Here is a 23,521-nt window from a genome sequence, read left to right as displayed (position 1 = left end):
ACGATGCGCATCGTGAGCAGTGCGTGTCACCTCTTCGAATACGAGGTCACCGCGGCGGGGCCGTGCGCGGTCGCGCTGGATCCGGCGGCCGTGCGCGCCCGGAAGATGTTCGTGGACTGCCTGGTCCTGCAGATCGCGGTCGAGCCGGGCGATGCCGCGGTGCTTCCGGCGGCGGTCGAGGTCGTGAAAACCATTGCGCTACACAACGACGCCGGCTACATCGTCGTCGAGAGCGTGGCGCCGTGGGCACGAAACGATCGACGCGCCGGCGGTGGAGCACCCGACGACGTACTCACCGGCCTGGCGGATGCGCTGGACGTCGTGTCCGAACTCACCGAGCGCCTGGAGGAACGCGGCGAACCGGTCCACCTGATGCCGTTCGGCTGGAACACGATTCGCTTCACCGAACTGGCCGGTGGGTCACGACCACGGCGGGTGACCCGATTGAATCCGGCACCGCTGCCGGCGGATCGGTCACGCCTCAGCCGCGCACCGCGGATGGCGGGCTCGTGCCGATCGCTGAGCTACTAGACCGGCTCACCAGCTCGGCAGGCGACGCCGTCCGGCGAGGACCTCACGCACCAGATCGTCGTAACCGTCGGCCAATTCGGCCAGGTGATGCCAGGCACTGTGCAGCACATCGTCGTTCGCGTCGAGGGTCATCAGCGCGTGGTGCGCGCGGACCGACGCTTCGGCCAGCCGGTCGATGACGGCGCCGATCGTTTCGGTGTGCAAGGTGGCGCCGGAGCCCTGCTGCGGCACGGCACGGACGATCCAATCGTCGATCGCCATCACCAATTCCATTCGCCGTCTGCCGATTTCGATCATCAGGGCGGAGTCCGGATCCGGTGTGGAACCGCCGCGGCCGAGCTGGCGTTCGAACAGCACCGCCAGGTCGCGCGCGAACCACAGGATCGGGCCGCCGATCACGCGGTGCCCCCGGCACGCACGCAACAACAGATCCGAACTCGGCAGAACTTCGGTCGTCAGGAACTCGACGGCCGTCGGTGTGTGTGGTGTGTCGGGCAATGCCACGACCACCATCGGGGACGTCTCCAAACCAGCCACGTTGCCTCGCCGTCGTCGCCGTACAACCAATGGTCAGGACGTTCATTACAATAAACCTCTGAATGTGTGTGTCAAGGGTCACACTGCCCCGTCAACCAGCAGAGTAGACTCTCCTTCCTTGAAGGTACAACCGAGGAGCGAGATGGCCGCCGGTCCGAGGTACCAGCGCATCGCCGACGTCCTACGGGAGGCGATTCGCGACGGCACGTACAAACCTGGTGATCGCCTGCCCAGCCACAACGAGCTGGCCGATCAGATGCATGTCTCGATCACCACCGCGCGCAACGCGATTCAGGTGCTCGTCGCCGAAAACCTGCTGTTCACAGCGACTTCCCGGGGCACGATCGTGCGCAGCCAGGAGGTCCTGGAATCCGTGGTGACCAGCCACATTCGGCGCGACCGCCCCAAGTCGGCACACGACATCTTCTCCGAGACCGCCCGCGCTGCCGGGCGGGAACCGGCCAAACAGTTCAGCGCCCGGATGGAACCGGCCGGTACGGACGTCGCGCATTGGCTCGGCGTACCGAAGGACTCCTGGGTCGTCGCCCGCACCGTGGTGCAGTACCTCGACAACGAACCGTGGTCGTGGGAGGTCAGCTACTACCCGCGTGACCTCGCCGAACTCACCGGAATCGATTCCCCGCACGACATTCCGGAGGGCACCACGCGGCGGCTGGCCGCACGCGGATATCCCGAAACGGCCCATCGGGATACGGTCGTGGCGCGCCCCGCGAGTGCCGACGAGGCCGCCGTCCTGGGTGTCGGAGCCGGCACCATGCTGCTCGACCATCTGCGCATCGGCGCCGGCAACACCCGCATCATGCGGGTCACCCGCCAGCGGTCGCTGGCCGCACGCAACCGGCTGGCCTACGAACTCGGTGACGACGAGGGCACCGCCCTCATCCGCAAGACCCTGGGGGCGCCGCCTCCTCCGGGCAACTCCCATTCCTTCGGTAACTCGCTGGTTCCCGGCTCACCATGACGATCCGCATCCGCCGGGCCCGCTCGGCCGACCTCGGCAGCATCTGCCGACTACGGCTCCAACGGACGGCCTGGCTTGCGGCACGCGGGTCGGACCAGTGGACCCGGCAGGGCCGGGGGCTGCCGATCGAACGGTTTGCCCACGCGGTCGGCCGGTCGGTCTCGGCCGGGGAGACCTGGGTGGCGGAGGTGAACGGCGAATTCGCGGGAACCGTCACCGTGAACGATCGCGCCGACCCCGGTTTGTGGTCACCGCGGGAGATCGCCGACGCGGTGATCGTGCACTACATGATCGTCGATCTGCGCTTCGCCGGCTGCGGTGTCGGCCGCGCGCTGCTCGCCCATGCCGCCGCGGTGGCCGTTGCGCGGCAACGCAATTGGGTGCGATTGGACGCCTGGACCAGGAATACCGACCTGCACCGGTACTACCGCGCGGCCGGATTCCGGCTGGCCCGCATCGCCAACCCGGGGGTCACCGGACCGTCGGCCGCGCTGTTCGAACGGCGCACCGACAGCTGGGACTTACCGGAACCGATAGTGCGGCGGCACCTGCACGCCGACCGGGGCGATCCGGTGCCCTGACCTCAGACCGGCGGCAGATAGCTCACCTGCACCATTTCGTTCTCCCTGGCACGGGATACGAGCGTGCCCCGGCCCGGTGCCAGCTTGCCCGACCGTACGTCGCCGAGCAGTTTGCCCTCGTCCTTGGGCGCCGACATCAGCAGCGCGTCGACCGACAGGTCCTTCATCATGCCCAGCACCTTGTCGTACAGCGCCCGCGAGGCACCGCCGGAGCGCCGCGCCACGATCAGATGCATACCGATATCGCGGGCCTGCGGGATGAATTCCAGCAGCGGTTCGAGCGGATTGCCCGCACCGGTGGCGACCATGTCGTAGTCGTCGACCACGATGTAGATCTCCGGCCCGGTCCACCAGCTGCGGTCGCGCAACTGCTGCGGCGTGATGTCCGAACCCGGAATCCGCTGTCGCAGATAGGCGGCGACCTCCTTGATCATGTCGAACGACGTCTGGCCGGAGGTCGAGTAGCCGGCCAGCTGCTGGCCCTCCAGGACGCCGAGCATCGTGCGCCGGTAGTCGATCAGGATGACGCGCGCCTGCTCGGCCGTCGAATTCTCGGCGATGCCGAGCACGATGTTGCGCAGCAGCGTGGTCTTGCCGCACTCCACGTCGGCGAATGCCATCAGATGCGGCTGGGCGTCGAAATCCATGACCAGCGGCGCCAATTCGTTCTCGCCGAGGCCGACCACCACCCGGGTGGCGCTGCATTCGATCCCGTGCTTCGCGGCCTCGGCGAGCACCTGTTCGCGCGGCACCCGCAGCGGCAGCATGCGGACCGCGGGCGCGCGTCGATCACCGTAGAGCTCGGCGAACTGGCTGCGCGCCAGCGCGATACCGTCGGAGAGAGTCGCCGGATCGGAGCTGGAATCCAGGCGCGGCAGGGCGACCAGCATATGCAGCTTCTCCGGTGTGAGACCGCGGCCGGGGCGGCCCACCGGTACCAGCACCGCGGTGCGGCGGTCCATTTCGGAATCGCTGGGGTCGCCGAGGCGCAGTTCCAGCCGGGTGCCGACGAGATCCTTGACCGCCGGGCGGATCTCGCCCCAGCGGGTGGCGCCGATCATGAGGTGGATCCCGTAGGACAGACCCTGCGCGGCCAGTGCGTTGAAGGCCGGTTCCAGCACGTCGAATTCGGCGCGGATGGTCGCCCAGCCGTCGACGACCAGGAAGACGTCGCCGAACAGATCCTGCGACAGCGGGTCCGCCGCCTGTTCGGCCGGACTCCGCTGTGCCAGTTCGGCTTTACGGCGGCGGAATTCGTGGATCGACTCGATGCCCAGCTCCCGGAACCGCTCCTCGCGCTGGTGCAGCAGGGTCACCATCTCGGCGACGGTACGGCGCACCCGGTCGATATCCATGCGCCCGGCCACCGAGCCGACGTGCGGGATGTCGGACAGGCCCGCCAGCGTGCCACCACCGAAGTCCAGGCAGTAGAACTGCACCTGCTCCGGCGTGTGGGTGGCCGCGGCCGCCATGATGATCGAACGCAGCGTGGTCGACTTGCCCGACTGCGGACCGCCGACCACGGCCAGATTGCCCTGTCCCGCCGACAGATCCACGATCAGCACATCGCGGCGCTGCTCGTAGGGCTTGTCGATCACACCGATCGGCCACCACAACCGGCCGTGCCGGTTCACCGGCGAGCGCCAGTCCGGATCGGGTAGCAGCATGTCCACCGACGGTGATTCGTCCAGCGGAGGCAGCCACACCTCGTGGGCGGGGCGGCCGTGACCGCGCAATCGGTCCACCACCACGTTGAGCAGTGTCTTGGGCACGGTTTCGGCGGGGGTGCCGGGCGGCAGCTCCAGCTCCGCTTCCGGTGAGCCGGGCGGCGGCGGAAGTTCGGGCCGGCCCAGCGGTCCGCGCGCCGGAGCGGCGGTGACCGGTGTGCGCACCGGAACCGGCGCCGCGGTGAACACCACCGGCTCCTGTCCGCCGCCGCGCTGCCCACCGCCGGTGCGGCCGGGCGCGTTGCCCGCGGGTGATTCGTAGGCGCCGGAGACGTAGCAGGCGTTGAACCGCAGCGGATCGTCGGCATCGCTTTTGAGGTAGCCCGAGCCCGGCACACTCGGCAGGTGATAGGCGTCGGTGATGCCGAGCACCGCGCGCGACTCGTTGGCGGAGAAGGTGCGCAGGCCGATCCGGTAGGACAGGTGCGAGTCCAGGCCGCGCAGCTTGTTCTCCTCGAGCCGCTGCGAGGCCAACAGCAGGTGGACGCGCAGGGACCGGCCCAGACGGCCGATCATGACGAACAGGTCCGCGAAATCCGGCTTCTGCGAGAGCAATTCGGAGAACTCGTCGACGATGATGAACAACGCGGGCAGCGGATCCAGCGCCGCGCCGGCCGCGCGGGCTCGCTCGTACTCGGTGACGTTGGCGAAGTTGCCGGCCGAGCGGAGCAGTTCCTGGCGCCGGGTCATCTCCCCCGACAGCGCGTCCTTCATGCGGTCGACGAGGGCGATCTCCTCCTCCAGGTTGGTGATCACCGCGGCGACGTGCGCGAGCGATTCGAGTCCGAGGAACGTCGCGCCACCCTTGAAGTCGACCAGCACCATGTTCAGCTGATCCGGCGAATGGGTCGTCACCATGGACAGCACCAGGGTGCGCAGGAATTCCGACTTACCCGAACCCGTTGCGCCGATGCACAATCCGTGCGGGCCCATGCCGTTCTCGGCCGACTCCTTGATGTCGATCTCGACGGGAGTGCCGTCGGGCGTGATGCCGATCGGCACGCGTAGCCGCTCTCGATCGTTGCGCGGGCGCCACACCGACGCCGGATCGATCTGCGCGGCATCGGGAATCTTCAACAGCTCCATCAGGCCGGGCACGGCTCGCGATTCGTCGCCGAGGCTCACGATCTGGGCCGCGGTGGCCACCCGATAGCGGGCCAGCGCCCGGGCCAGGGTCTGCGCTTCGGCGATCGTCACCGGGTCGGACGTGGCGAATTGCTCCACGCCCGCGGCGGATCTCGCGGCGACGGTACCGTCGGCGACCACCAGTTGCAGACCGCGGCGCACCGCGAGCCCGGCCTGCGGCGCGGTGAGGTCGAGCACGGTGACCGAGTCCAGGCCGGCGTCGCTGACGATCCGCTCGGTACCGCTGACATAGCCGTCGTCGATGATGACCAGCAGATGGATGCGCCCGGCGGTGGGCTGGGCGTTGCGCATGAACCGGCCGCGCTCGAGCAGTTCGGCCGCCATCGAGGTCTCGAGTTCGGCCAGCGAGCGATACATCATCCGGGCCGCGCCCATGCCGTCGCGGTCCACCGGATGTTGCAGGTGCGGGAGCCATTTCGCCCACGACCAGGCCTCGGCGTCCGGGTCGGCGCAGATGATCGCGACCGCGGCGTGGTCGGGGCCGTGGAAGGTCACGTATTCCATCAGCATGGCGCGCACCAGCATGCGCGTCTCGTCCGGCCGGCCCTCGATGTTGATCGCGGGGAACGCACGCAGCGACAGGGCCGTGGGCAGGCCGTGCACCACCGAGTGGGTGCGCACGAAGCGGCGCAGCGCCACTGTGGAGACCGGTTCGAGGTCCTCGAGTGGACCGGTCTCCGGGCGGGCCAGTTTGGTGGCCAGCCGGTGACTGCCGACCCCGACGCGCACATGCCCGAAATCCGGGTCGTTGGGGCGGCGTTCCCACATCCGGCGGGTGCCGGCCACCGCGCGCAGATCGGCCGGTTCCGGATGGCTCCAGATCAGCGATTGCAGCTGGGCGCCACCGGTTTTGCGCACATCGCGGCGGACCTGGTCGAGGTAGCGGAAGTAGTCCTTGCGTTCCTCGTTCAATTCGGCGGCGCGCTTGGGGCCGCCCGAGCCGCGCATCCCCGCCATCATCCCGACCATCGACATCAGCATCATCATCGGGAACATCAGCATGAAGGGGTTGGCGAGCAGATTGCGCCCCATCATCACCATCATCGCGAGCATGCCGACCACCGCGACCACCATGACCACGGGCATGAGCCGCATCAGCAGGGCGGGCGGCACCGGCCGCGGAATCTCCGGCGGGGCGGTCAGCGCCACCTCTCCGCCCGGTGCCCGCGGCGGGGCGATCCGCGGTCGGCGCACGAATCCGTCGGTGGACATGCCTACTCTCCTCGAGGCGAGTCGGTCCCGGTGGGAGCCGGGGTGGCGGACAGGTATCCGGCGGCCGGATCGTCGGCGACCGGTTCGGATCGCCTGCGCCGGTAGGGAAGGGCGGCGGCCCAGCCGACGGCCAGCAGGGCCAGCAACGCGCCGGAGCCGACGGTCGCCACCCGGCGCGGCAGCGGATCGGGGCCCGGATCCGGGGCGGGCGGCGCGATCGCCCGTGGCACCTGCGCGGCCTGGCCGGGTGGCGGCGGCAGCTGCGCGGTGAGCGCCGCCAGCGGATCGATGAGGCCGAACCCGACCCGATCGTCGCGGCCCGCGCCGGGGTTGTGCGCGGTTCGCTCGATCCGGTCGATCACCTGCGCCGCGCTCAGTTCGGGAAATCTGCTGCGTACCAAGGCCGCCAGACCCGAGACGAAGGCCGCCGAGAAGCTGGTGCCGTCGATGGTGAGCGGTCCGTCGTCACCGTGTTCGGTGTCGACCAGACCGGTTCCGCCCGGCTTGCTGTCGAGGGAGATGATCGACCGGCCGGGCGCGGCGACCCCCACCCACGGGCCGTGGATCGAGAACGGCGAGGTCGCGCCGTCCGGATCGGTCGAGGCGACCGAGAGCACGTACGGGGTGAACCAGGCCGGGCTGATGACGGTGCGCACTCCGTTCCAGCCGCTGGTGTCGTTCTGGGCCGAGCAGGCGGACTGGTCGAGATTGCCGGCCGCGGCGACCACGACGACATTGCGGTCGGCGGCGTATTCGACCGCCGCGCCCAGTGCGCCGTCGGCGGTCTCGGAACCGGCTGGGCTGCAGGACACTTCGGAGATGTTGATCACGGTGGCGCCCATGTCGACCGCGCGCACCACGGCGGCCGCCATCGTCAGCACGTCACCGTATCCGCCGGCGGCGACCTTGCCGGTCTCGTCGTTGTTGCGGTTCTTCGCCTCGTACTGCAGGCTCAGCTGCCGGATGGCCAGGATCTGCGCCTCCGGGGCGACGCCGGAGAAGGCGTCGGCGGGACTCGGGCGCGCGGCGATCAAGCCGGCGACCAGGGTGCCGTGGCCGTCGCAGTCCTCGGTGCCGTCGCCGGCGGTCACGAAGTCGCCGCCGGGTTGCAGATCCGGCAGGCGCGGATGGCGGTTCACCCCGGTGTCGATGACGGCGACCTTCTGTCCGGCGCCGCGACTGAACTTCCAGGCCCGGTCCAGATCGAGAATCCGCTGGGGCAGTGGCGGATCCCGCGGAATCGCCCCGGTCAGATACGGCTCGGCGCAGACCGCGCGCTTCTCGGTCTGGTCCGGCGGACCGTTCTTCGCGTTGACGGCCAGCGCCTGCCCGAGGGCGCCCTCATCGATCGCCGGCGGTGCGACCGCGGTCGCGGGACCACCGCCGAGCAGCGACGCGCCGAGTACCGCCGCGGCAGCGGCCACGCGCAGCCGGCGAGCCGCCCCGCGCGCGAAACCCGCTACCGGACAATCTCTTCCGTAGCGCAGCACAGTCATCGGCCCGATCAGATGTTCCGGGCGGCCGAATAGACGTCCATCAGCCACAGCGACAGCGGCACGATGGCGATGATCAGCAGATACTCGAAGATCTCGATTGCCCGCCGCACCACCGGCGACACGTCCGCGCGAGGTCCGAGCACACCGAAGGCGACCACCGCCGCGGCGACGATCAGCAACAGGCCCGCGCCGACCGCGCGCCAATCCTCGTTCGCCACAGCGGCTCCCGCGGTGACGGCGAGCGCCACCGCGGTGCCGCCCGCGATCATCGTCGACGCCTGGGTGAGATCGGCGTACGCCCGGCCACGCAGGCACAGCACCACCGCGGTGATCGCCGCCAGCACCAACCCCTGCCAGCGCGCCTCGCCCAGCGGATCGGCCCCCAGGACGGCGCCGAAACCCGCTGCGAGAGTGGCGCCCACCAGGACTCCGGACTGGTACTGATTCGCCGCGTGGGCCCGGCGCTCCAGCCCGGCCGCCGAGGGCAGCGCGGTCGCGCCGATGACGCCGATATCGGCGATGGTCGGGCGCGGTTCGTGATCGGTGGGGTCGATCGCGCCCCCGGCCGTCGGCACCGGGGGAACCGGCAGGCGCGCCGCGGCGACGGCCGCCCGGGGAGCCATCGTGATCAGCACCAGCCCCGCGATCAGCACGCCGACGGCGATCTTCGCGATGTCGAAGTCCCACACCATCCGTACCGCCGCCGCGACCGCGAGCACCGCGGCGCTGGTGACCACCGCGGCCACCACGAGCGACGCGGCGCGGGTCATCGAATACAGCGCCAGCGCCACCACCAGAGCCGCCACCGCCGCGAACAGGACGTGCGGTGATCCCACCCGGCCCGGTGTGAGCAGGCCCGCGCTCGCGCCCAGCAGCGCAATCGCGAACAGCGACAACACGTTCGCGGTCGTGCGCTCGGCCGGATAGCGGCGCGCGACGATCACCGCGGCGCCGGCGGCGAGCACGCCCACGCCGAGCGCGATGAATCCGTTCCAGATGCCGGTGCCCTTACCGGACACCAGGACCGCGACCGCGACGAGTACCGCGATCAGCCCGGCGCCCAACCCCATTCGGCGCGCCGCCGTCGGTGACCAGGCGTTTCCCGATTCGGCGGTGAGCCGCGAGACCGCGTCGATCACATCGTCGAAGAGCGCGGGCGCCTCCTTGGCGGTCACCGAGCGCAACACCAGCAACTCGCCGTCGAAAACCTCGGCGTCGGTGAGTGATTGGTGCGGCGGGATCGGATCGCGGCCGATCCGCGCCAGCGTCCAGTGCTGTGCGCGCACGGGCGCGCCCTCGTCGTGTTCGGTCAGGTCGGGATTGCGGGAATCGATCAGCTCGACCAGGTCGGTGATGTAGGCCGCGACCGGCACGGTCGCGGGCAGGCCCACATCGAGTTGAGTATTTCCGCCGATCACCGACACTCGGCACAATTCCGGGTCAACGGCCCCCACGCCGCTGCTCGACGACTCGGTCACGGATTACAGAACTCCCTACGATTTTCGTCGCTGTATTGCGACGTTCCAAACTTAACCGAGATCGGCTGTCACGGCAGCCGGTATGCTGAGCGAGAATTAGCACATTCACGCGTTTAGGGGACTGTCCGTATGACCGGCAACCGCCAAGCACAACGCGCCTTCGATGCCGGCGTATTGTCATTGGGCATCGCTATCGACGGCCAGGAATCCACGCCCGATCTCGAATATGCGAAGCTCGCATTCCAGCGCGCCACCGAATGGGATCCGGGCATGTGCGACGCCTGGCTGGGCCGGGCCGCGGCCGGGGAGATCACCCCCGAGGTGGTGTTCAACCTCTACAAGACCAGCGGCTCCACCCTCTACCGCGAGCAGCGCCGGCTCGGCCTGGCGCCGCGGCAGCTGGCTGGCCGGTTCGTGGTGGGCCAGTACATCGACTATCCGCTGGCCGGATACACCGAGATCTGGCTGGCGCAGGCGACCCAGCTGATCTCCGCCGGCGATTACGACGAGGCCGAGCAGGTGCTCGACGAGCTGGCCCGGCATCGCGCGGGTCTGCTGTCGCAGCCGGATCGGGATCTCGACGACCGGATCTGCCAGTACGTTCGCGGCCTGCTGCACTACACGACGCAGCGCTGGCCGGATGTGATGACCGTGCTGGCCGGTTCGGCGGACTGGCAGGACTCCTACCTGGCCGCGGGCGCACACGTGATGGTCGGCACGGCCTGTGCGCAGCTCGGCCTGTTCGGCGAGGCGATCCGCCGGATGGAGGCCGCCGAGAGCGGTCCGATTCCGGCCGCGGCCACCACCGCCCGATTCTGCCGCGGACTGTGCCTGCGCGAGATGGGCCGCGAGGACGAGGCACAGGCCCTGTTCGAGAAGGTGTTCTCCGAGGCGCCGGACTTCGCCGCGAACACCCAGGCCATGCGCGACCGCAAGTACCGCCTCACGGTGACCTCGAAAGAACTGATCGACGCGCGCACCGACCGCTGGGATCCGGCCTCGGCGCCCACCGCCGAGCAGGTCGAGACCGAGGAGCGCGGCGATCGGGCCAAGCGCCTGCTCGAGGTCGCCCGCGCGGAGTTGGACGAGCAGATCGGCCTGGCCGCGGTGAAAACTCAGGTGGCGAAACTCCAGGCCACCGCGCAATTGGCGAAGATTCGAGCCGAGAAAGGTATGTCCAGCGCGCCACGCGGACAACACCTTGCGTTCACCGGCCCGCCGGGAACCGGTAAGACGACGATTGCCCGAGTGGTGGCAAAAATTTACTGTGGGTTGGGTTTGTTGAAAACCGATCGACTGGTAGAGGTAAAGCGTTCGGATTTCGTCGGTGAACATTTGGGAAGCACCGCGATAAAAACAAATAAATTGATCGATTCCGCGATGGACGGAGTGCTGTTCGTCGACGAGGCGTACACACTCATTCAGACCGGCCTGTCCGGCGGTGACGCGTTCGGCCGCGAGGCGGTGGACACCCTGCTGGCCCGGATGGAGAACGACCGCGATCGGCTGATCGTCATCATCGCCGGCTACGACGGCGAGATCGACCGGTTCCTGGCCTCCAACGACGGTCTGGCATCCCGCTTCGCCAAGCGCGTGAAGTTCGAGTCCTACACTCCCGAGGAACTCGGCCGGATCGGTCAGTTCATTGCGAGCAAACGGGATTCGGAGGTCGCCGAAGATGCGCTGGAACTGCTCCAGGCGGCGTGCCGGGAGCTCTACGAGCGCCAGGTGGTGGATCAGAGCGGTGAGCAGCGGCGGGCGGTGGACCTCGCCGGTAACGGCCGGTTCATTCGCAATGTGATCGAAGCCGCCGAGGAGGAGCGCGAATTCCGGTTGGCCACAGACGAATCCATCGACCTGTCGGCGGTGGACGAGACGGTGCTCATGCGGATCGAGGGCGCCGATATGGCCAAGGCGCTGGAAGGTGTACTCGGCGGATTGCGCTGAGCCGCACCGCGATCGGCGGACCGGTCGCGCTGCCGGGCGGCCGTGGCGGTCAGTTGTTCTTGCCCGGCGGTGGGATCGGCCGGGCGCAGGCTACAGCGCTCGCGCCCGCGTCCGGGCACTGCGGCAGGCTGTCGTGACTCATCAGAGCGTCCTGCCGGGTCAGCGCCGGGCCCGCCGACAAGGCCTCCACGATCGGCTTCGGCGCCGGCTTCGGCGTCTTCGGCATTCCGAGGACCTTGGCGGTGTCGGCATCCGGGATGCCGTACCGAATCCCGTTGTCGCCCAAATAGAACAGCGGGCCGTTGCTCACCGCGCCCGGCTCCGCGCCGACCGACCGCACGAACTCCCCCGTGCCCGGGCGCAGATAGACGCCGTCGATCCGATCGCCGGCGCCGTCCGCGGTCGCCGGGACGACCGGCTCCGCATCCGCGGGCAGGGGCAGCGCGCGGCCGGCGAGCAGAGTGACCGTGGCGCGCGCGTCGTCGGCGGCACGGGTCCACGACAGACAGGCCACCGGATCGGCGTCGGGCGCGAGCACGGACGGAACCTGCTGCGGGAAATCGTCGATCGGCAGCCGGTGCAGAACCGGGACACCGACGATGCGGTCCGGCGGAACGGTCGAGATCTCGTTCATCCCTTGCGAATTCGCGTCGCGGATCAGGCCCGCGGCGAACGGCGTGACCCGTTGCACGCCGTCGGCGAGGACCACGTACAGCTCGTCGGCGTCCACGCCGTGTACTCGGATCACACCGCCGACCGGCACATCCGACAGCTTGCCCGGACCCGGCGTCCCGTGCCGGTCGATGTCCGGAACTGCCAGCGGCGGAACGGGTTCGGTGGCATCGAGCAGCGCACCGCCGATCGGCCGTGGACGCTGATCCCGCAAACCGAGGGAGCGGACCAGAACGGAATCGCCGGGATCGATCTCGGCACGCTTACCGTCGTAGACGAGGAAGGTCTTACCGCCGTGGGTGGCCAGCAGCGCCTGGTCCGCGCGCACCGGCACCGCGCGGGCGCCACCGGCCGGATTGTCCAGCGGCCCGGCGATCACCGTGGTGAGCGGGCCCGTCGCGGCCGCACCACCCGTCGCGGAAGGCAGCAGGTTGTCACACATCGTCCAGGTGGACCGCCGGGGATCGCCCGATCCGGGCAGGGCACCGGGCGCGCCGGGAATACCCAGTAGCGGACCGCGCGGCTGGGTCAGTTTGCTGTCCTTGACCGAGGCCGGCGAGGCGTCGGCGCCGGTGACGAGGCGCGCCGAGGCCAGATTGAGCACCGGATGCAAGGTTCCGTCCACGAGGACGTAGAGCGCACCGGAATCCTTGCCCATCACGATCTTCGAGTCACCCACGGAGCCCTGCGGGTGCAGGAAGGCCAGGATCGCCGCACCCGCCACGCCCAAAAGTCCCAGTACGGCGCCGATGACGAGCGAACGGAACTGGGTCCGCATGGGGTCGTGCAGCATCCGGACGTCGCGCCGCACGAGCGCGTGCTCGTAACGCTTGAGCAGGAACCGGTAACCGTTGACTTGGGCACGGGTCGTCAACTGCGCCGGCACAACCGCCTCCCGATACCCACTAGCTGATTCCGATGACCCGATTCGAGGGCGCGAACCGATTCCGTCCGCGCTTCGACAGACTAGCGAAGCCGAACGAGTTCGGTCCATTATGTGCGCATGAACTCCACCGCGCGCGGAGAAAAAGTCACACCGCCTCGAGACGATTCATCCGACGCTTCCGAATCGCGCTCGAACGCACCGCAATTGCGTTCGACGGAATTCTGGCTCTTCCACCTGCTCCCCCTGCGCCTGGTGCTTCCGGTGCTGGTCACGGCGGCCGTGGGCGCCTTCGTGGCAAGGGTTTTCACACCGCTGTGGTGGGTTCCGGTCGTTGTCGCCGCGGTGGTGGTGATCGTCGCGCTGGCGCCGATTCGAGGCACTTCTCTCGCGCAATCCCTGGCGCGCGGAATTACCTTTCGTTGGCAATTGTTTCGTAATCGTTCCACCGCCGTTCAACATTCGCCATTCAATGTTCCACTGACGGAAGGCGGAAGTTACGGAATGCGCTGGGACGGTGGCCGGCTCATCACCATGTTGCGGATCGACGCGCAGCCGCGAACGGTCACCCGGCTCAGCCCGAGCGGTCTGCTCGGCGACGATATGCTGCCGCTCGCCGAGATCGCGCGCTGTCTCGATCAGTTCGACATCCGGCTGGCCGCCATCGATGTGATCAGCACCGGATCACGCAGTGCCGGCACCGGTGCGGTGGCGCGCGCCTACGAGAGCATCCTCGGGCCGCTGCCGGCCGTGGCGCATCGGACGGTCTGGGTGGTCCTGCGGCTGGATCCGCTGGCCAACGCCGCCGCCGTGGATCGGCGCGGCGGCGGGGCGGAGGGGACCCTGCGCTCGGCGGTCGTGGCCACGCGGCGGGTGGCCAATCGGCTCGCCGCGCGCGGTCTGTCGGCGGTCGCGCTCTCGGCGACCGAGATGAATCAGGCGGTCGCCCAGTTGACCCTCGGCGCGACGCCGGAGGAATTCGAGGAGACGACGGACAGTCTGATCCACAACGGTTTTCACCACACCACCTACCGGATGACACCCGAGGCCCTGGGCTCTCGCGGCATCGCGGAGGTGTGGTCGACGCCGACGGTGACCTCCACGATCACCGTGCGGCTGCAGCGGGTGCCGGATGCCGGGCCCAGTACGGCCGCGACCACCGACACTTCGATCGCCGTGACGGCGACCGCACGCTTCGCGACCCGCGACGCGCCGTGCCGGGTGCGCTCCGCCGGACTGATTCCTTTGCCCGGAAAGCAGCGGCGCGCAATGCTTTTCAGCCTGCCGCTGGGCACCGGCGTGCCGGCGCTGCCGCTGGACAGCTACCTCGGACCGCCGGACGCCCTGGACCGGGTGCCGATGCCGATCGCCGGCTGCGGACAGCTCATCGGCGCCGACAACTCGGGCCAGGGTGTGGCGCTGCCGCTGGTGAGCCGGCACGTGCGCCGGGTCGAGGTCATCGGCTCCCCCCTGGTCGCCAAACAGGTGATCCTGCGCGCGATCGCGTTGGGCGCCAGTGTGGTGGTGCACACCAATCGGCACGACGAATGGCGGCCGATGGTCGGTTACGTCGATATGCCGCAGGCGCTCACGCTCGCCACCTGGTCGGCCGGTTCCCAGCAGGCCAGCTCGTATCGGTTCGCGACCATGGTGGTCTTCGACGGCATCGCGCCGAGCGGGCACCACTCCGACGCGACGGTGATGCTGCTGCGCCGGCCCGGGCAGGCAGCGGACGGATTCGAACCCGACGTCACCCTGATCGAGGATCCCGAGACGGCCAACCTGGTCACGGTGCGCACCGAGGCCGGGGAGACCCGGGTGTACATGGTGGCGACACCGGAGGAACTGCGCTACGTCGGCGCACATCCCGCCGTTCCGGCCTGACGCCGGCCGAGCCCGCCTCGGCGGTTCCGGCATGTGAAGCGGCTGCCCGCCGAACCCGGGCGACGACAGCGAAAGGCCCGCCCGATCTGGGACATCGGACGGGCCCTTCGTGGTGGAAACTGCGGTGCGGACTCAGCCGCCGAAGCCGTTGGCGACGACCTTGTCGGCGGCGGTCGCGTTGTTCATCGCCGCGGCGACGGCCTTGGACAGCGCCGACACCTTGCCCATGGCGGTGCTGGGGTCGCTGTCGCCGTTGATGTCGCCGAACTGCTGGTCCCACTTCTGCTTCGACTGCTGGAACGCCTCGAGACCGGCGTTGCCCTCCCACGCCTGGGCCAGCTTGGCCGCGCAGTCCTGCAGGTTGCTCGCCTCGGACTGCAGATCCTTGTGGAAGCCGTTCAGCAGGTCGGAGAGCTCCTGGAGAACTGTTCTTTCGTAAAGCATGTCGCTACCTTTCGTACGTGTGCGGTGGAACGGTTGTGCTGGATTCGCCTCAGACGCCGAGGTTGGTCAGACCGCCGGTCTGCGAGATGAGCTGACGGAACTCGTTCTCGTTCTCGCTCTCCAGGCCGGTGTAGGTCTTGTTACCGTGGCCGACCTCCTCGGTCATCTCGTTGAGGATCTGGTTCAGCTTGGCCGCTTCCTCGTCCCAGTCCTGGGCGGCCTTGTTGCACGCCGAGAACGCGTCGCCCTGCCAGCCGCGCTTGGCGGAGTCGACCGCCTCGGTCACGCGGGCGATGGTGGCGCGGATGCGATCGACCGAGTTGGCCATATCGGTCTGCGCCTGCGAAGTACTCGCTGCATCGTTACTGATTTGCTGTCCGGCCATCGTCAGGCCCCTCTCTGTGTTTTCCGGTAATGCGGGTGGTCGGTACTACAGGTGGTCACTGGCACGGGATCTCGCGAGCTAGGGCATCCACCTTCCCCCGGGCAAGGTGCCGATCAGCGCCGTAATCGCCTGTGCGACGCGGTGATCGGATCCCGGCGTGAAGGTGGTCCACATCCGCTGGTCGGATGCGATGCCCGGGCTGGCCGCGATCCGGCCCCGGGCGGTGTCGTACACCGCCGCGGCGCCGGAGGATCGGGTGGTGATGCCGTCGGCGTGGAGGTAGGCGACGATCTCGGCGTGCGCGTGGCACTGCGAGAGCGCCATGCCGAATTCGATCGCCGCGCGTTCCGCCACGTCCAGTCCGTACAGGGCTTCGGCGAATTCCGTTGCCGCCGTGGCAGTGTCCAGTCGCTGCGCCAGCTCGTCGGTGGGGGCGCTGAAGCTCGCGATATCCGCGGGTTCGGCGGGACCGAGGACCTCCAGCACGGGACGGGCCAGTGCCACACCGTCGTCGTCCGCCCAGATGGTGCGGACGTCGATCCGGTCGCCGGTGCGGACGGCGACCGCGTGCCCGGCGCCGCGCCGCACCACCGACACTCGATGCACCCCGGCCACGGTGACGATCCGCGCCGCGAGTTCGGACTCGGGCCGGGCCAGAATCGACAGGGCCGCACCGAGTTCCGACTCGACGTCGTCGTAGCGGTCCACGAGCCCAGCGCCGCGCAACCCGCGCAGCGCCTCGGCTCGCGCCGCGGTGAAGGCGTCGATCGAGTCCTGTCGTGGTCCGACCTCCAGCACCAGCGGCAACGTCTGCACGCCGAGCAGTTCGGCGACGGCCAGGACGGCGTCGTTGGTCAGGGTCGCCATAACACTCCTTACGCGGGACTCGCGGTTCCGAACGCGGGCGGCGTCTCGACGCCACCGAGAACCGCTGGGGCGGCGGCCAATCCGGCGTCGATCTCGAATTCGCCGACGGCGGGTGCGTCCGCCGCCCCCGCCCGGGCGACGCGTTCCTCCTCGGACTGCGCGGCGGCGGGGCCGGCCGCGGCGGGAACCGCTTGGCCGGTGGCCGTCCCGGTCTGCGCGGGCGAGGCCTGCAGCGCGGTGAATTCGGTGGACCGCGCCACCTGGGCGACGGTCTGGACACGGGTGCCGGTGAGGGTGCGCGGCATATCGAAGGCGGCCAGGTTCGGCATGGCGGGCATCCCGGGAACGGCGGGCATCGCGGATGCCGATTCGGCGGCCACCGCGGCGGCCGCCTGCTCCCCCGCCAGGGCGTCGCCCGTGGCCAGCACCGGCGGCTCGATCTGCTGCCACGGCATCGCGAGCGGTTCGGTGGCGGCCTCGTAGGTGCGCATCACCCGGGCCGCGCCGGCCTTGGCCACGTCCTGATCGGCGCTGATATCGGCGGCGGCGCCGACCAGCGGCGCGCCCATCGCGGCCCCGATGGCCTGCACCGTGTGCATCGCCTGTTCCAGCGCCGCGATCTCCGCGATATGCGGCATCGCCAGCCGGGCCACCTCGTACGCCGCGGCCTGTTCGGCGGCGTGGGCGGCGTTGCGCCCGGCGGCCGTCGCGGCGTCGAGCAGCCAATCCCGCATCCGCGCAATGCGTTCCAGCACTTCGTCACTGCGGTCGGACTGCCAGTGCCCGCGGATCTCGGCGACGATCCGGTCGTAATCCACCACGGCGGCACCGAAGTTCGCGGCCAGCCGCCCCCAGGCCGAAGCGGCCTCGGCCATCGGCACCGATCCCGGGCCGGTCGTCAGTTCGCGTGCCAGCCGCTCGGTCGGCCTGGCTTCCCAGACCACCCCGGTGAAGCCGTCACCCGGTGGTTCGACCATGTCGTCGCGCCCCGATCAGGCCGTGGCGCCGAGGTCGGCGGCGTTGTCGCTGTCCATTCGGGACAGCCCGCGCGACTGCGCCCGCAGGGTGGCGGCCAGTTTGCGCAGCTCCTGCACGCCGAGGTTGCCCGACGAGTCGAACGACGCGCCGACCTCGGTCAGGGTCGTCGCCGCACGCAGCGACACCTCGTCGATACCGGGAGCCGCCACCGACAGCGCCGGGGTGTCGGCCTGCAGGCCCGCCTCCAGACGGTCGGCGAGTGCGTCGAGATCGGCGGCGGTGCGCGCCGCGACTACGGGATCGAATTCCATCGCGAACTCCTAGAGGGTGAGAGCTTTGTCCGGCGGCTCGGTGTCCGGTGTGGTGGTGACCGCGTCGGCGGCGCCGACCACGGGGAGGGAGACTCCGGCGATATCGCCCACGACGTCGTTACCGTGCGCGGCCGTGACGAGCTGTCCGCGCACCGCGTCGCTCGCGCTGCTGGAATCCGAAGCGGCGCGGGCCATTCCGGCCGCGCCGGCGCCCGGCGTCATCGGCATCATGCCCGGGCTACCCGCCGTACCGGACGAGGCGATCGCGGATTCGGTGCTCGCGGTGACGGCCGCCTCCGTCATGATCGACGGGGTGCGCGCGGCCTGCAGGGATGAGGACATCTCGGGTGGCCCGGCGGCCGGTGCGCCGATGCCAGCCGGTGCGCCGGCTCCGGATCCGGTTCCGGCCGCCGCCGGAGTTCCGCCCGCCGCCGGAACCGGGGCCGCGATCGGTTTCGCGGCGCGGCCGGTGACGCCCGTGGCCGCCTGCGCGCCCGCGCCGCCGACGGCCGACAACGACTGCACCATCTGCAGTGCCTGCGAAACGTATTGCGTCGCATTGCCCGCCGCGCTACTCGAGCTCGACGCGTTGGTCGCGAGCGACATACCGGACGGTGTGGCGCTGAGCCGGGACGTGGTGCCGGCCACGGACTTCAGCGAAGCCTGCGGCACCGCGACCCGCTGCGCGGCGACATTCGACACCCCGTGCGGCACATTGGTGATCTTGACCTTCTGGCCGGTGTGCGCCATCTTCGCGCTGTGCGCGGTCAGCTCGACCCGCGTCTTGGTGACCACGGCGAGCGCCTCGGCCAGTGTCTGCGCCGACATCGCCAGCACGAACACCTGCCCCGGCGGGGTCACGATGAACGGCGCGGCCGCCGCCAGCGAGGTCAGGTACTTCGAGGTGATGCCCGTCATCAGCGCGTTTCCGGTGAATACGCTGCCGGCCGCGGCGGTCGTGCCCAGCGACATCTGCGCGCCCTGGCCCGCCACCGCGGTACCGTCGGCGGCCGCCTGGGTCGATTTGGCCGCCGCCGACAGCGCGCCCGCGCCCTGCCACAGCGACATCGCCGTCTGCATCGCCGTGGTGCCCAATTGCACGACGGTCTGCAGCACGGCCGAGATCTGGGAGAGCACCTGCGTCGGGTCCGCGCCCGGGCCGGCGCCGAGTTTGCCGGTGCCGAAACTGCTGGCCAGATCCGTGATCGGTTTGGTCAGCGCGTGCAGGTCGAGCACCGGCAGCGGCGGCAGCTGCGGCAGCGGTGGCGCCGGCGGCAGCGGTGGCGCCGGCGGCAGCTGCGGCAGGCCCGGCAGCCCCATCTCCCGCAGTACGTCGTTGACCGGCCGGTCCACGATCGACCCCATCGCGCTCTGGCGCAACAGGTCGACGATCGACCGGTCCAGGCCCGGTTCCATCACGCGCGGCCGATTCCGCCGAGCAGGTCGGCGTTGTCCTGGTCGGTCGTCGCGTAGGTGGCGGCACTCTGATGCGCGGTCACCGCGGTACCGGCGTGCACCGTCGCCAGCTCGACCACCGAACTCAGGTGATTCGCCTGCGCCAGCGCGTATGTCGCGAGAAAGTCCTGACCGATCAAACCGAAGACCGGAACGGCCGCGGCGATGGCCACCGCCTGGTTCACCGTGCCCGCGGAGAGTGTTTCGGTGGCCATAGCGGCCGCCGTGTCCCCGTAGCGACGGATCGCCTCCGGTACTGCTACCAACTCGCCCATCTGAAAGCCCCTGCCCGGTAAGCCGATTCGCGCTCGCGTAACCGGCGGATCGAACATCTACCGAGCAATTGCAACAGGCGTCGACGTAGATTGGCACGCGCGCAGCTTAAGAACGCGTTACGCGTCAGTGAATCTCGCGCGTACCGGCGCCGTTCTCCTCGTTGAATGCGGCGATCAGATCACCGCGTTGCGCGAACGCACGGGCGGCGGCGCTGCGCGCGGTGGACACTACCACCTGCTCGAACTCCGCTGGGGTGAGCCGATTCACCAACGGTGAGAAAACGAGATCGAGTAATGCGCCGTTACCGTCGACCTCCACCGTGACGGCGCCGTCCGGTGAGGTTTCGCGGGCCCGCACCCCCGCCATCCGGTCACCCAGATCGCGCATGCGTTCCAGTTGCCGCTCCGTGCGGGCGACCAGCTCGTCCATCACCGAAACACCGGACAGATCAGGCATATTCGCCATCGGCTCCCCTTCGGTCGCGTCGTCTCCGGCGTCGTGGCCTACCACTCCACCGACCTCAGCCAGCTCTGCGGTTCCGTGTCGTACTCCTGCTCGTCGATCAATTCCTGCCGTTCGACCTGCTCCGCCGTGGGCAGTCCGGTCAAGGCGAGCAGGTCGCTGCTCAGCCCGGCCTCGGCGAGTTGGCGCCGCCGTGCGAGTCCGGCCCGATCGGCCGCGCGTGAGCACAGCCGGAGCAGTTCGGCGGCCAATTCGGCAGGTTCGCGGCGTAATTCGCTCGCCTCGATCGAAATCCGCAGCGGCAGGCCCTGTTCGGTCGTCTCTACCGCGATCGAACCCGATCGCGTTGTCGCGGTGGACATCATGCTCCTCGTTGTCGGTCGGAATCGGGCACGGTGGCGCCGGCCGGTCAGACGCGCTCGTCCTTGATCGCGCGGACGACGGTGATGATCTCGGCGTTGATCGCGGCGATCAGTCCCTGCCGGTCCACTCCGGCGGCGGTGCGCGGCGGGCCCGCCTGGATCACGTAGCGGCCGTCGCCGGACAGGTCGCGCCAGTCCAGTTGCCGGACGGTACGACCCCTCGGGCCGAAACGCGATACGCCCTGGGCGATTTCGATGGAGCCGGAACGCTCCGGGACGATATCGAGAAAGCGCTGCCCGGCGGCGTCGTCGGGCTCGTCGTAGCTGTCCCAGAGTTGCGGGGCACCGCCCGCACTGTCGGCCGATACGTAGTGCGCTTCGGTGACGCCGGCCGCCGATTCCGGATCGGGCGGTAACAGAATGTGCCCGGAGCCACCGGCCTCGACCTGTGGCAGCGCATCCGCGACCATATCGGCCAGCCGCAGCGGATCGCACTGCACCATGGTGAATCCACCGGCGTGCAACAGGGTGCGCCCGGGCAGTTGGGTGAGCAGGTAGCCGCGATCCTCTCGCCGGGCGGCCAGTAGCCGGACCGCTCCTTCGCCGCGATGCGGGTCGTGGCCGTCGAATCCCGTGACCAGGACGGCGAGATCGGGCCGGGTGCAGTCGCGCACCGCGTCGAACAGGGTGTGGTCGGGCCGGGCCAGCATCCGGTCGCGCAAGCGCGTGCATTCGCGCTGGAAGTCGTCCTCCAGCGGAATGTCGGTGGTGTAGACGAACGGACGCGGTGGCCCCTCGTCACCGAAATGCCGCCACATGACGACGAATTCGAGATCGGTGAAGCTCCAGCTGCGGTTCATTTCTCGACGACCGGCTTCACGACCACGGGCGCATCGCCGAGCGCGTCCTCGAGATGCTCGACCGAGTCCAGATAGGCGGCCCGCTTGTGCTCCTTGCCCTGCTGGTTCTGCGCGCCCGCCCCGGCCGCACCCGGCGAACCGGGAGTGCCCGCCATCGGCGCGGCGCCGGCGCGGCCGGTCGCGGAGTCGACGGTGGTGGCGCTCAACGCCGTGCTGAGCGTGCTCGCCCGCGGGAACAACTTGGAGGCCTGCGCCAGATCGCGATTGAGCGCGGGTAACCCCGGCAGCCCGGCACTGCCGCCGGGCACACCGCCACCGCCGCCACCCGCACCGCCTCCGGCGCCCGCGAGGGCGGACAGCGGATCCGAGCCGTCCATACCCGGAATGCCCAGTCCCGGAATATCGCCCAGCCCGGCCTTGGCCAGCGCGTCCTGCTGCTGTTGCTGCGTCAGGGTCTGGGCGACCTGCTGGAACGCCTGCATCAGCTGCTGCGCACCCTGCTGCGCGGCCGACATCAGTTGCTGGACAGCGGACATGACCTGCTGCTGTTCCTGCTGTTGCTGTGCGGCCGCCTGCTGCTGCTCCTGTTGCTTCTGCAGTTGTTCCTGCTGCTTCTGTTGCTGTTGCTGTTCCTTCTGTTGCTGCTGCTGGGCTTCCTTCTGCTGCTTCTCGTATTCCGCGGCCTGTTTCTGCTGCTGCGCCAAGGCCTCGCGCTGCTGCCGGGCCGCGGCCTCCTGCGCGGCTTTGGCCTGTGCGTCGTTGGGTGAGCCACCCGGAGTCGTACCGCCCGGCGGGGTCGCGCCGCCGGGCGGGGTCGCGCCCCCCGGAGGATTCTGGCTGCCGGGCGGGTTCTGACTTCCGGGCGGATTCTGGCTGCCGGGCGGGTTCTGACTGCCCGGTGGGTTCTGGCCCGTCGGGTCGTACGGATTGGCCGGAATCTGGCCGAATGCCGCCGCGGCCGCGGGCAGTACCGGAACATGCGACGAGGACTGGTTCATCCCGAAGACATAGGTACGCCGGAAACTCTCGCGCACCGTTTGAATCCACTGCTGTTGCGTCTTCGCGTCGGCATCGTTGTTCGGCGGCATGCTGTACTGGGTCTCGTTCAGCCACCCCGAGGTGTAGACGAGCAGATCGCCGGTGCCCCTGATCGCGGTGGACAGCCCCGGGATGCTCTTGCCGTAGGCCTGCACCGCCGCGACCGCGGTCTCCTTACCCGGTCCGCTCCACTTGTCGACGGTCACCGAGTCGATCTTGTTGAGCAGATCCGAGTAGACCTTGTTCACCTCGGTCGCCATCCACCACCAGGTGCCCGCGTGGTTGGCGAGGTTCTCGGCCACCTTGTTGACCCGGATGTAGTTGCCGACCTGGAACAGGTCGTACCAGCTCATGTAGTCCGGCGCTTCGGGGCTGATGGTCGAGGACTGGAACGACTGCAGTCCCGCCTTGTTGTCCATCGCGTTGACGGGATTCTTCAGATCGTCGTTGGTGCCAGGCACTTTCGGCGGGTCGCCCATCGGGTCCAAGCCGTCGGCGTCCCACATGTAGTCCGGTTTGCCGCTGACATTGTCCAGTAGCGCGGAGTTGAAGCCGTCCATCTTCCCGTAGGCCTTGCCGGCCGCGATGAAGGTGTCGATCATCTGGCCGAGGATCGTCTTGTGGTCCTCGAAGACCGTCTTCAGATCGGTGGCCTCGGTACCGAACTTCTTGCCCAGCGCGGTGCCCGACGCGAGATTCGAGACCGGCGAACCGGCGGTGAGATCGTCGGTGTAGAGCTGCAACGTCTTCAGCGCGGCGATCGTGTTCTCCGCGGCCGCGGCCACCTCCAGGGCCACGTCCGGCTCGAATTTCAGCGCATCGTTGCCGGAGGTGTGGTTCTTCGTATAGTCACTCAACGCCGGCCACGGATTGCCCGTAGCGACGGGCGTAGTCGGATCGGGCGCCATCGATCGTGCTCCTCGAATTCGGTAGCAGCGGAAGCTGCGCGTTCACCCCGTCGGCGATACCGTCCGCAGGTCGTCCCCCGCCCGCGCCGATATGCCGAA

Annotated in this window: 21 protein-coding genes; 5 read left to right on the top strand and 16 right to left on the bottom strand. The window is 69.3% G+C overall.

What is annotated here, in order from left to right:
- Nucleotides 1–12: 12 nt before the first annotated feature.
- Nucleotides 13–531 carry a hypothetical protein gene (locus tag A5789_RS26855; protein WP_146098675.1) on the top strand — a complete coding sequence of 173 codons (519 nt, stop codon included), beginning with the start codon at nt 13–15 and terminating at the stop codon, nt 529–531.
- Between the two features lie 6 nt (nt 532–537).
- On the opposite strand, the gene A5789_RS26850 is transcribed toward A5789_RS26855, so the two are convergent.
- The gene (locus A5789_RS26850) at nt 538–1,059 is read right to left on the bottom strand and encodes a DUF4254 domain-containing protein (RefSeq protein ID WP_227462744.1); all 522 of its coding nucleotides are present in this window, start codon (nt 1,057–1,059) and stop codon (nt 538–540) included.
- Nucleotides 1,060–1,210: 151 nt separating this feature from the next.
- Here A5789_RS26850 and A5789_RS26845 point away from each other — a divergent pair, with 151 nt between their 5' ends.
- Together A5789_RS26845 and A5789_RS26840 are read left to right on the top strand one after the other, a co-directional pair.
- Nucleotides 1,211–2,050, top strand: a complete 840-nt coding sequence (locus A5789_RS26845; protein ID WP_064907199.1) for a GntR family transcriptional regulator — start codon at nt 1,211–1,213, stop codon at nt 2,048–2,050.
- Nucleotides 2,047–2,631: a GNAT family N-acetyltransferase gene (locus A5789_RS26840; protein WP_063012549.1), complete on the top strand. Its 585-nt coding sequence runs from the start codon at nt 2,047–2,049 to the stop codon at nt 2,629–2,631. The genes A5789_RS26845 and A5789_RS26840 overlap by 4 nt, the downstream gene beginning before the upstream one ends.
- A gap of 2 nt (nt 2,632–2,633) precedes the next feature.
- On the opposite strand, the gene eccCa is transcribed toward A5789_RS26840, so the two are convergent.
- Genes eccCa through eccD form a run of 3 tightly spaced genes read right to left on the bottom strand, consistent with a single transcriptional unit; the run spans nt 2,634 to nt 9,690 of the window.
- A complete protein-coding gene (gene eccCa, locus A5789_RS26835; RefSeq protein WP_064907198.1) occupies nt 2,634–6,716 on the bottom strand; it encodes a type VII secretion protein EccCa in 4,083 nt (1,360 codons plus the stop codon).
- Nucleotides 6,717–6,718: 2 nt separating this feature from the next.
- Nucleotides 6,719–8,212, bottom strand: a complete 1,494-nt coding sequence (gene mycP, locus A5789_RS26830) for a type VII secretion-associated serine protease mycosin (protein WP_082940988.1) — start codon at nt 8,210–8,212, stop codon at nt 6,719–6,721.
- A gap of 8 nt (nt 8,213–8,220) precedes the next feature.
- Nucleotides 8,221–9,690 (bottom strand): type VII secretion integral membrane protein EccD, encoded by a 1,470-nt coding sequence (gene eccD, locus A5789_RS26825; protein WP_064907196.1) that lies wholly within the window; start codon nt 9,688–9,690, stop codon nt 8,221–8,223.
- Nucleotides 9,691–9,819: 129 nt separating this feature from the next.
- On the opposite strand from eccD, the gene eccA reads away from it, so the two are divergent.
- On the top strand, nt 9,820–11,637 hold the full coding sequence (gene eccA, locus A5789_RS26820; RefSeq protein WP_064907195.1) for a type VII secretion AAA-ATPase EccA: 1,818 nt from the start codon (nt 9,820–9,822) through the stop codon (nt 11,635–11,637).
- Between the two features lie 49 nt (nt 11,638–11,686).
- Here eccA and eccB read toward each other — a convergent pair whose 3' ends face one another.
- A complete protein-coding gene (gene eccB, locus A5789_RS26815; RefSeq protein ID WP_064907194.1) occupies nt 11,687–13,195 on the bottom strand; it encodes a type VII secretion protein EccB in 1,509 nt (502 codons plus the stop codon).
- 204 nt (nt 13,196–13,399) lie between these two features.
- Between eccB and eccE the strand changes: the two genes are divergently transcribed.
- Nucleotides 13,400–15,076, top strand: coding sequence for a type VII secretion protein EccE (gene eccE / locus A5789_RS26810; RefSeq protein WP_169812393.1), 1,677 nt, complete (start codon nt 13,400–13,402; stop codon nt 15,074–15,076).
- A gap of 132 nt (nt 15,077–15,208) precedes the next feature.
- On the opposite strand, the gene A5789_RS26805 is transcribed toward eccE, so the two are convergent.
- From A5789_RS26805 to A5789_RS36965, 11 genes are all read right to left on the bottom strand, one after another.
- Nucleotides 15,209–15,520 carry a WXG100 family type VII secretion target gene (locus A5789_RS26805; RefSeq protein WP_030513429.1) on the bottom strand — a complete coding sequence of 104 codons (312 nt, stop codon included), beginning with the start codon at nt 15,518–15,520 and terminating at the stop codon, nt 15,209–15,211.
- Nucleotides 15,521–15,569: 49 nt separating this feature from the next.
- Complete coding sequence (locus A5789_RS26800) at nt 15,570–15,905, bottom strand: WXG100 family type VII secretion target (RefSeq protein WP_030513428.1); 336 nt, start codon at nt 15,903–15,905, stop codon at nt 15,570–15,572.
- A 78-nt stretch (nt 15,906–15,983) separates the two neighbouring features.
- The gene (locus A5789_RS26795; protein ID WP_064907193.1) at nt 15,984–16,772 is read right to left on the bottom strand and encodes an ESX secretion-associated protein EspG; all 789 of its coding nucleotides are present in this window, start codon (nt 16,770–16,772) and stop codon (nt 15,984–15,986) included.
- A gap of 8 nt (nt 16,773–16,780) precedes the next feature.
- A complete protein-coding gene (locus A5789_RS26790; RefSeq protein WP_064907192.1) occupies nt 16,781–17,749 on the bottom strand; it encodes a PPE domain-containing protein in 969 nt (322 codons plus the stop codon).
- 15 nt (nt 17,750–17,764) lie between these two features.
- Complete coding sequence (locus A5789_RS26785) at nt 17,765–18,061, bottom strand: PE family protein (RefSeq protein ID WP_064907191.1); 297 nt, start codon at nt 18,059–18,061, stop codon at nt 17,765–17,767.
- 9 nt (nt 18,062–18,070) lie between these two features.
- Nucleotides 18,071–19,480, bottom strand: a complete 1,410-nt coding sequence (locus A5789_RS26780) for a hypothetical protein (protein WP_156747666.1) — start codon at nt 19,478–19,480, stop codon at nt 18,071–18,073.
- Entirely contained in the window at nt 19,477–19,791 is a 315-nt protein-coding gene (locus tag A5789_RS26775; RefSeq protein WP_030513423.1) for a type VII secretion target, read from the bottom strand. Before A5789_RS26775 ends, A5789_RS26780 begins: the two co-directional genes overlap by 4 nt.
- 124 nt (nt 19,792–19,915) lie before the next feature.
- The gene (locus A5789_RS26770; protein ID WP_227462745.1) at nt 19,916–20,257 is read right to left on the bottom strand and encodes a YbaB/EbfC family nucleoid-associated protein; all 342 of its coding nucleotides are present in this window, start codon (nt 20,255–20,257) and stop codon (nt 19,916–19,918) included.
- A 38-nt stretch (nt 20,258–20,295) separates the two neighbouring features.
- Nucleotides 20,296–20,619: a hypothetical protein gene (locus A5789_RS26765; protein WP_369817612.1), complete on the bottom strand. Its 324-nt coding sequence runs from the start codon at nt 20,617–20,619 to the stop codon at nt 20,296–20,298.
- 44 nt (nt 20,620–20,663) lie between these two features.
- The gene (locus A5789_RS26760) at nt 20,664–21,476 is read right to left on the bottom strand and encodes an ESX secretion-associated protein EspG (RefSeq protein ID WP_063018653.1); all 813 of its coding nucleotides are present in this window, start codon (nt 21,474–21,476) and stop codon (nt 20,664–20,666) included.
- Nucleotides 21,473–23,422: a hypothetical protein gene (locus tag A5789_RS36965; RefSeq protein WP_064907189.1), complete on the bottom strand. Its 1,950-nt coding sequence runs from the start codon at nt 23,420–23,422 to the stop codon at nt 21,473–21,475. The genes A5789_RS26760 and A5789_RS36965 overlap by 4 nt, the downstream gene beginning before the upstream one ends.
- Between the last annotated feature and the right edge of the window lie 99 nt (nt 23,423–23,521).

It is taken from the genome of Nocardia sp. 852002-51101_SCH5132738 (genome assembly GCF_001665695.1).
GTDB lineage: Bacteria > Actinomycetota > Actinomycetes > Mycobacteriales > Mycobacteriaceae > Nocardia > Nocardia nova.
The sequence above is the reverse complement of the archived record's forward strand: the minus strand, read 5'-3'. Positions and strand labels throughout refer to the sequence as shown.

Coding starts and splice junctions, on each gene's coding strand:
- A5789_RS26845 (WP_064907199.1), top strand. CDS start 1,211: ATGGCCGCCGGTCCGAGGTACCAGCGCATCGCCGACGTCCTACGGGAG.
- A5789_RS26840 (WP_063012549.1), top strand. CDS start 2,047: ATGACGATCCGCATCCGCCGGGCCCGCTCGGCCGACCTCGGCAGCATC.
- eccCa (WP_064907198.1), bottom strand. CDS start 6,716: ATGTCCACCGACGGATTCGTGCGCCGACCGCGGATCGCCCCGCCGCGG.
- mycP (WP_082940988.1), bottom strand. CDS start 8,212: ATGACTGTGCTGCGCTACGGAAGAGATTGTCCGGTAGCGGGTTTCGCG.
- eccA (WP_064907195.1), top strand. CDS start 9,820: ATGACCGGCAACCGCCAAGCACAACGCGCCTTCGATGCCGGCGTATTG.
- A5789_RS26805 (WP_030513429.1), bottom strand. CDS start 15,520: ATGCTTTACGAAAGAACAGTTCTCCAGGAGCTCTCCGACCTGCTGAAC.
- A5789_RS26800 (WP_030513428.1), bottom strand. CDS start 15,905: ATGGCCGGACAGCAAATCAGTAACGATGCAGCGAGTACTTCGCAGGCG.
- A5789_RS26795 (WP_064907193.1), bottom strand. CDS start 16,772: ATGGCGACCCTGACCAACGACGCCGTCCTGGCCGTCGCCGAACTGCTC.
- A5789_RS26790 (WP_064907192.1), bottom strand. CDS start 17,749: ATGGTCGAACCACCGGGTGACGGCTTCACCGGGGTGGTCTGGGAAGCC.
- A5789_RS26785 (WP_064907191.1), bottom strand. CDS start 18,061: ATGGAATTCGATCCCGTAGTCGCGGCGCGCACCGCCGCCGATCTCGAC.
- A5789_RS26775 (WP_030513423.1), bottom strand. CDS start 19,791: ATGGGCGAGTTGGTAGCAGTACCGGAGGCGATCCGTCGCTACGGGGAC.
- A5789_RS26770 (WP_227462745.1), bottom strand. CDS start 20,257: ATGGCGAATATGCCTGATCTGTCCGGTGTTTCGGTGATGGACGAGCTG.
- A5789_RS26765 (WP_369817612.1), bottom strand. CDS start 20,619: ATGATGTCCACCGCGACAACGCGATCGGGTTCGATCGCGGTAGAGACG.
- A5789_RS26760 (WP_063018653.1), bottom strand. CDS start 21,476: ATGAACCGCAGCTGGAGCTTCACCGATCTCGAATTCGTCGTCATGTGG.
- A5789_RS36965 (WP_064907189.1), bottom strand. CDS start 23,422: ATGGCGCCCGATCCGACTACGCCCGTCGCTACGGGCAATCCGTGGCCG.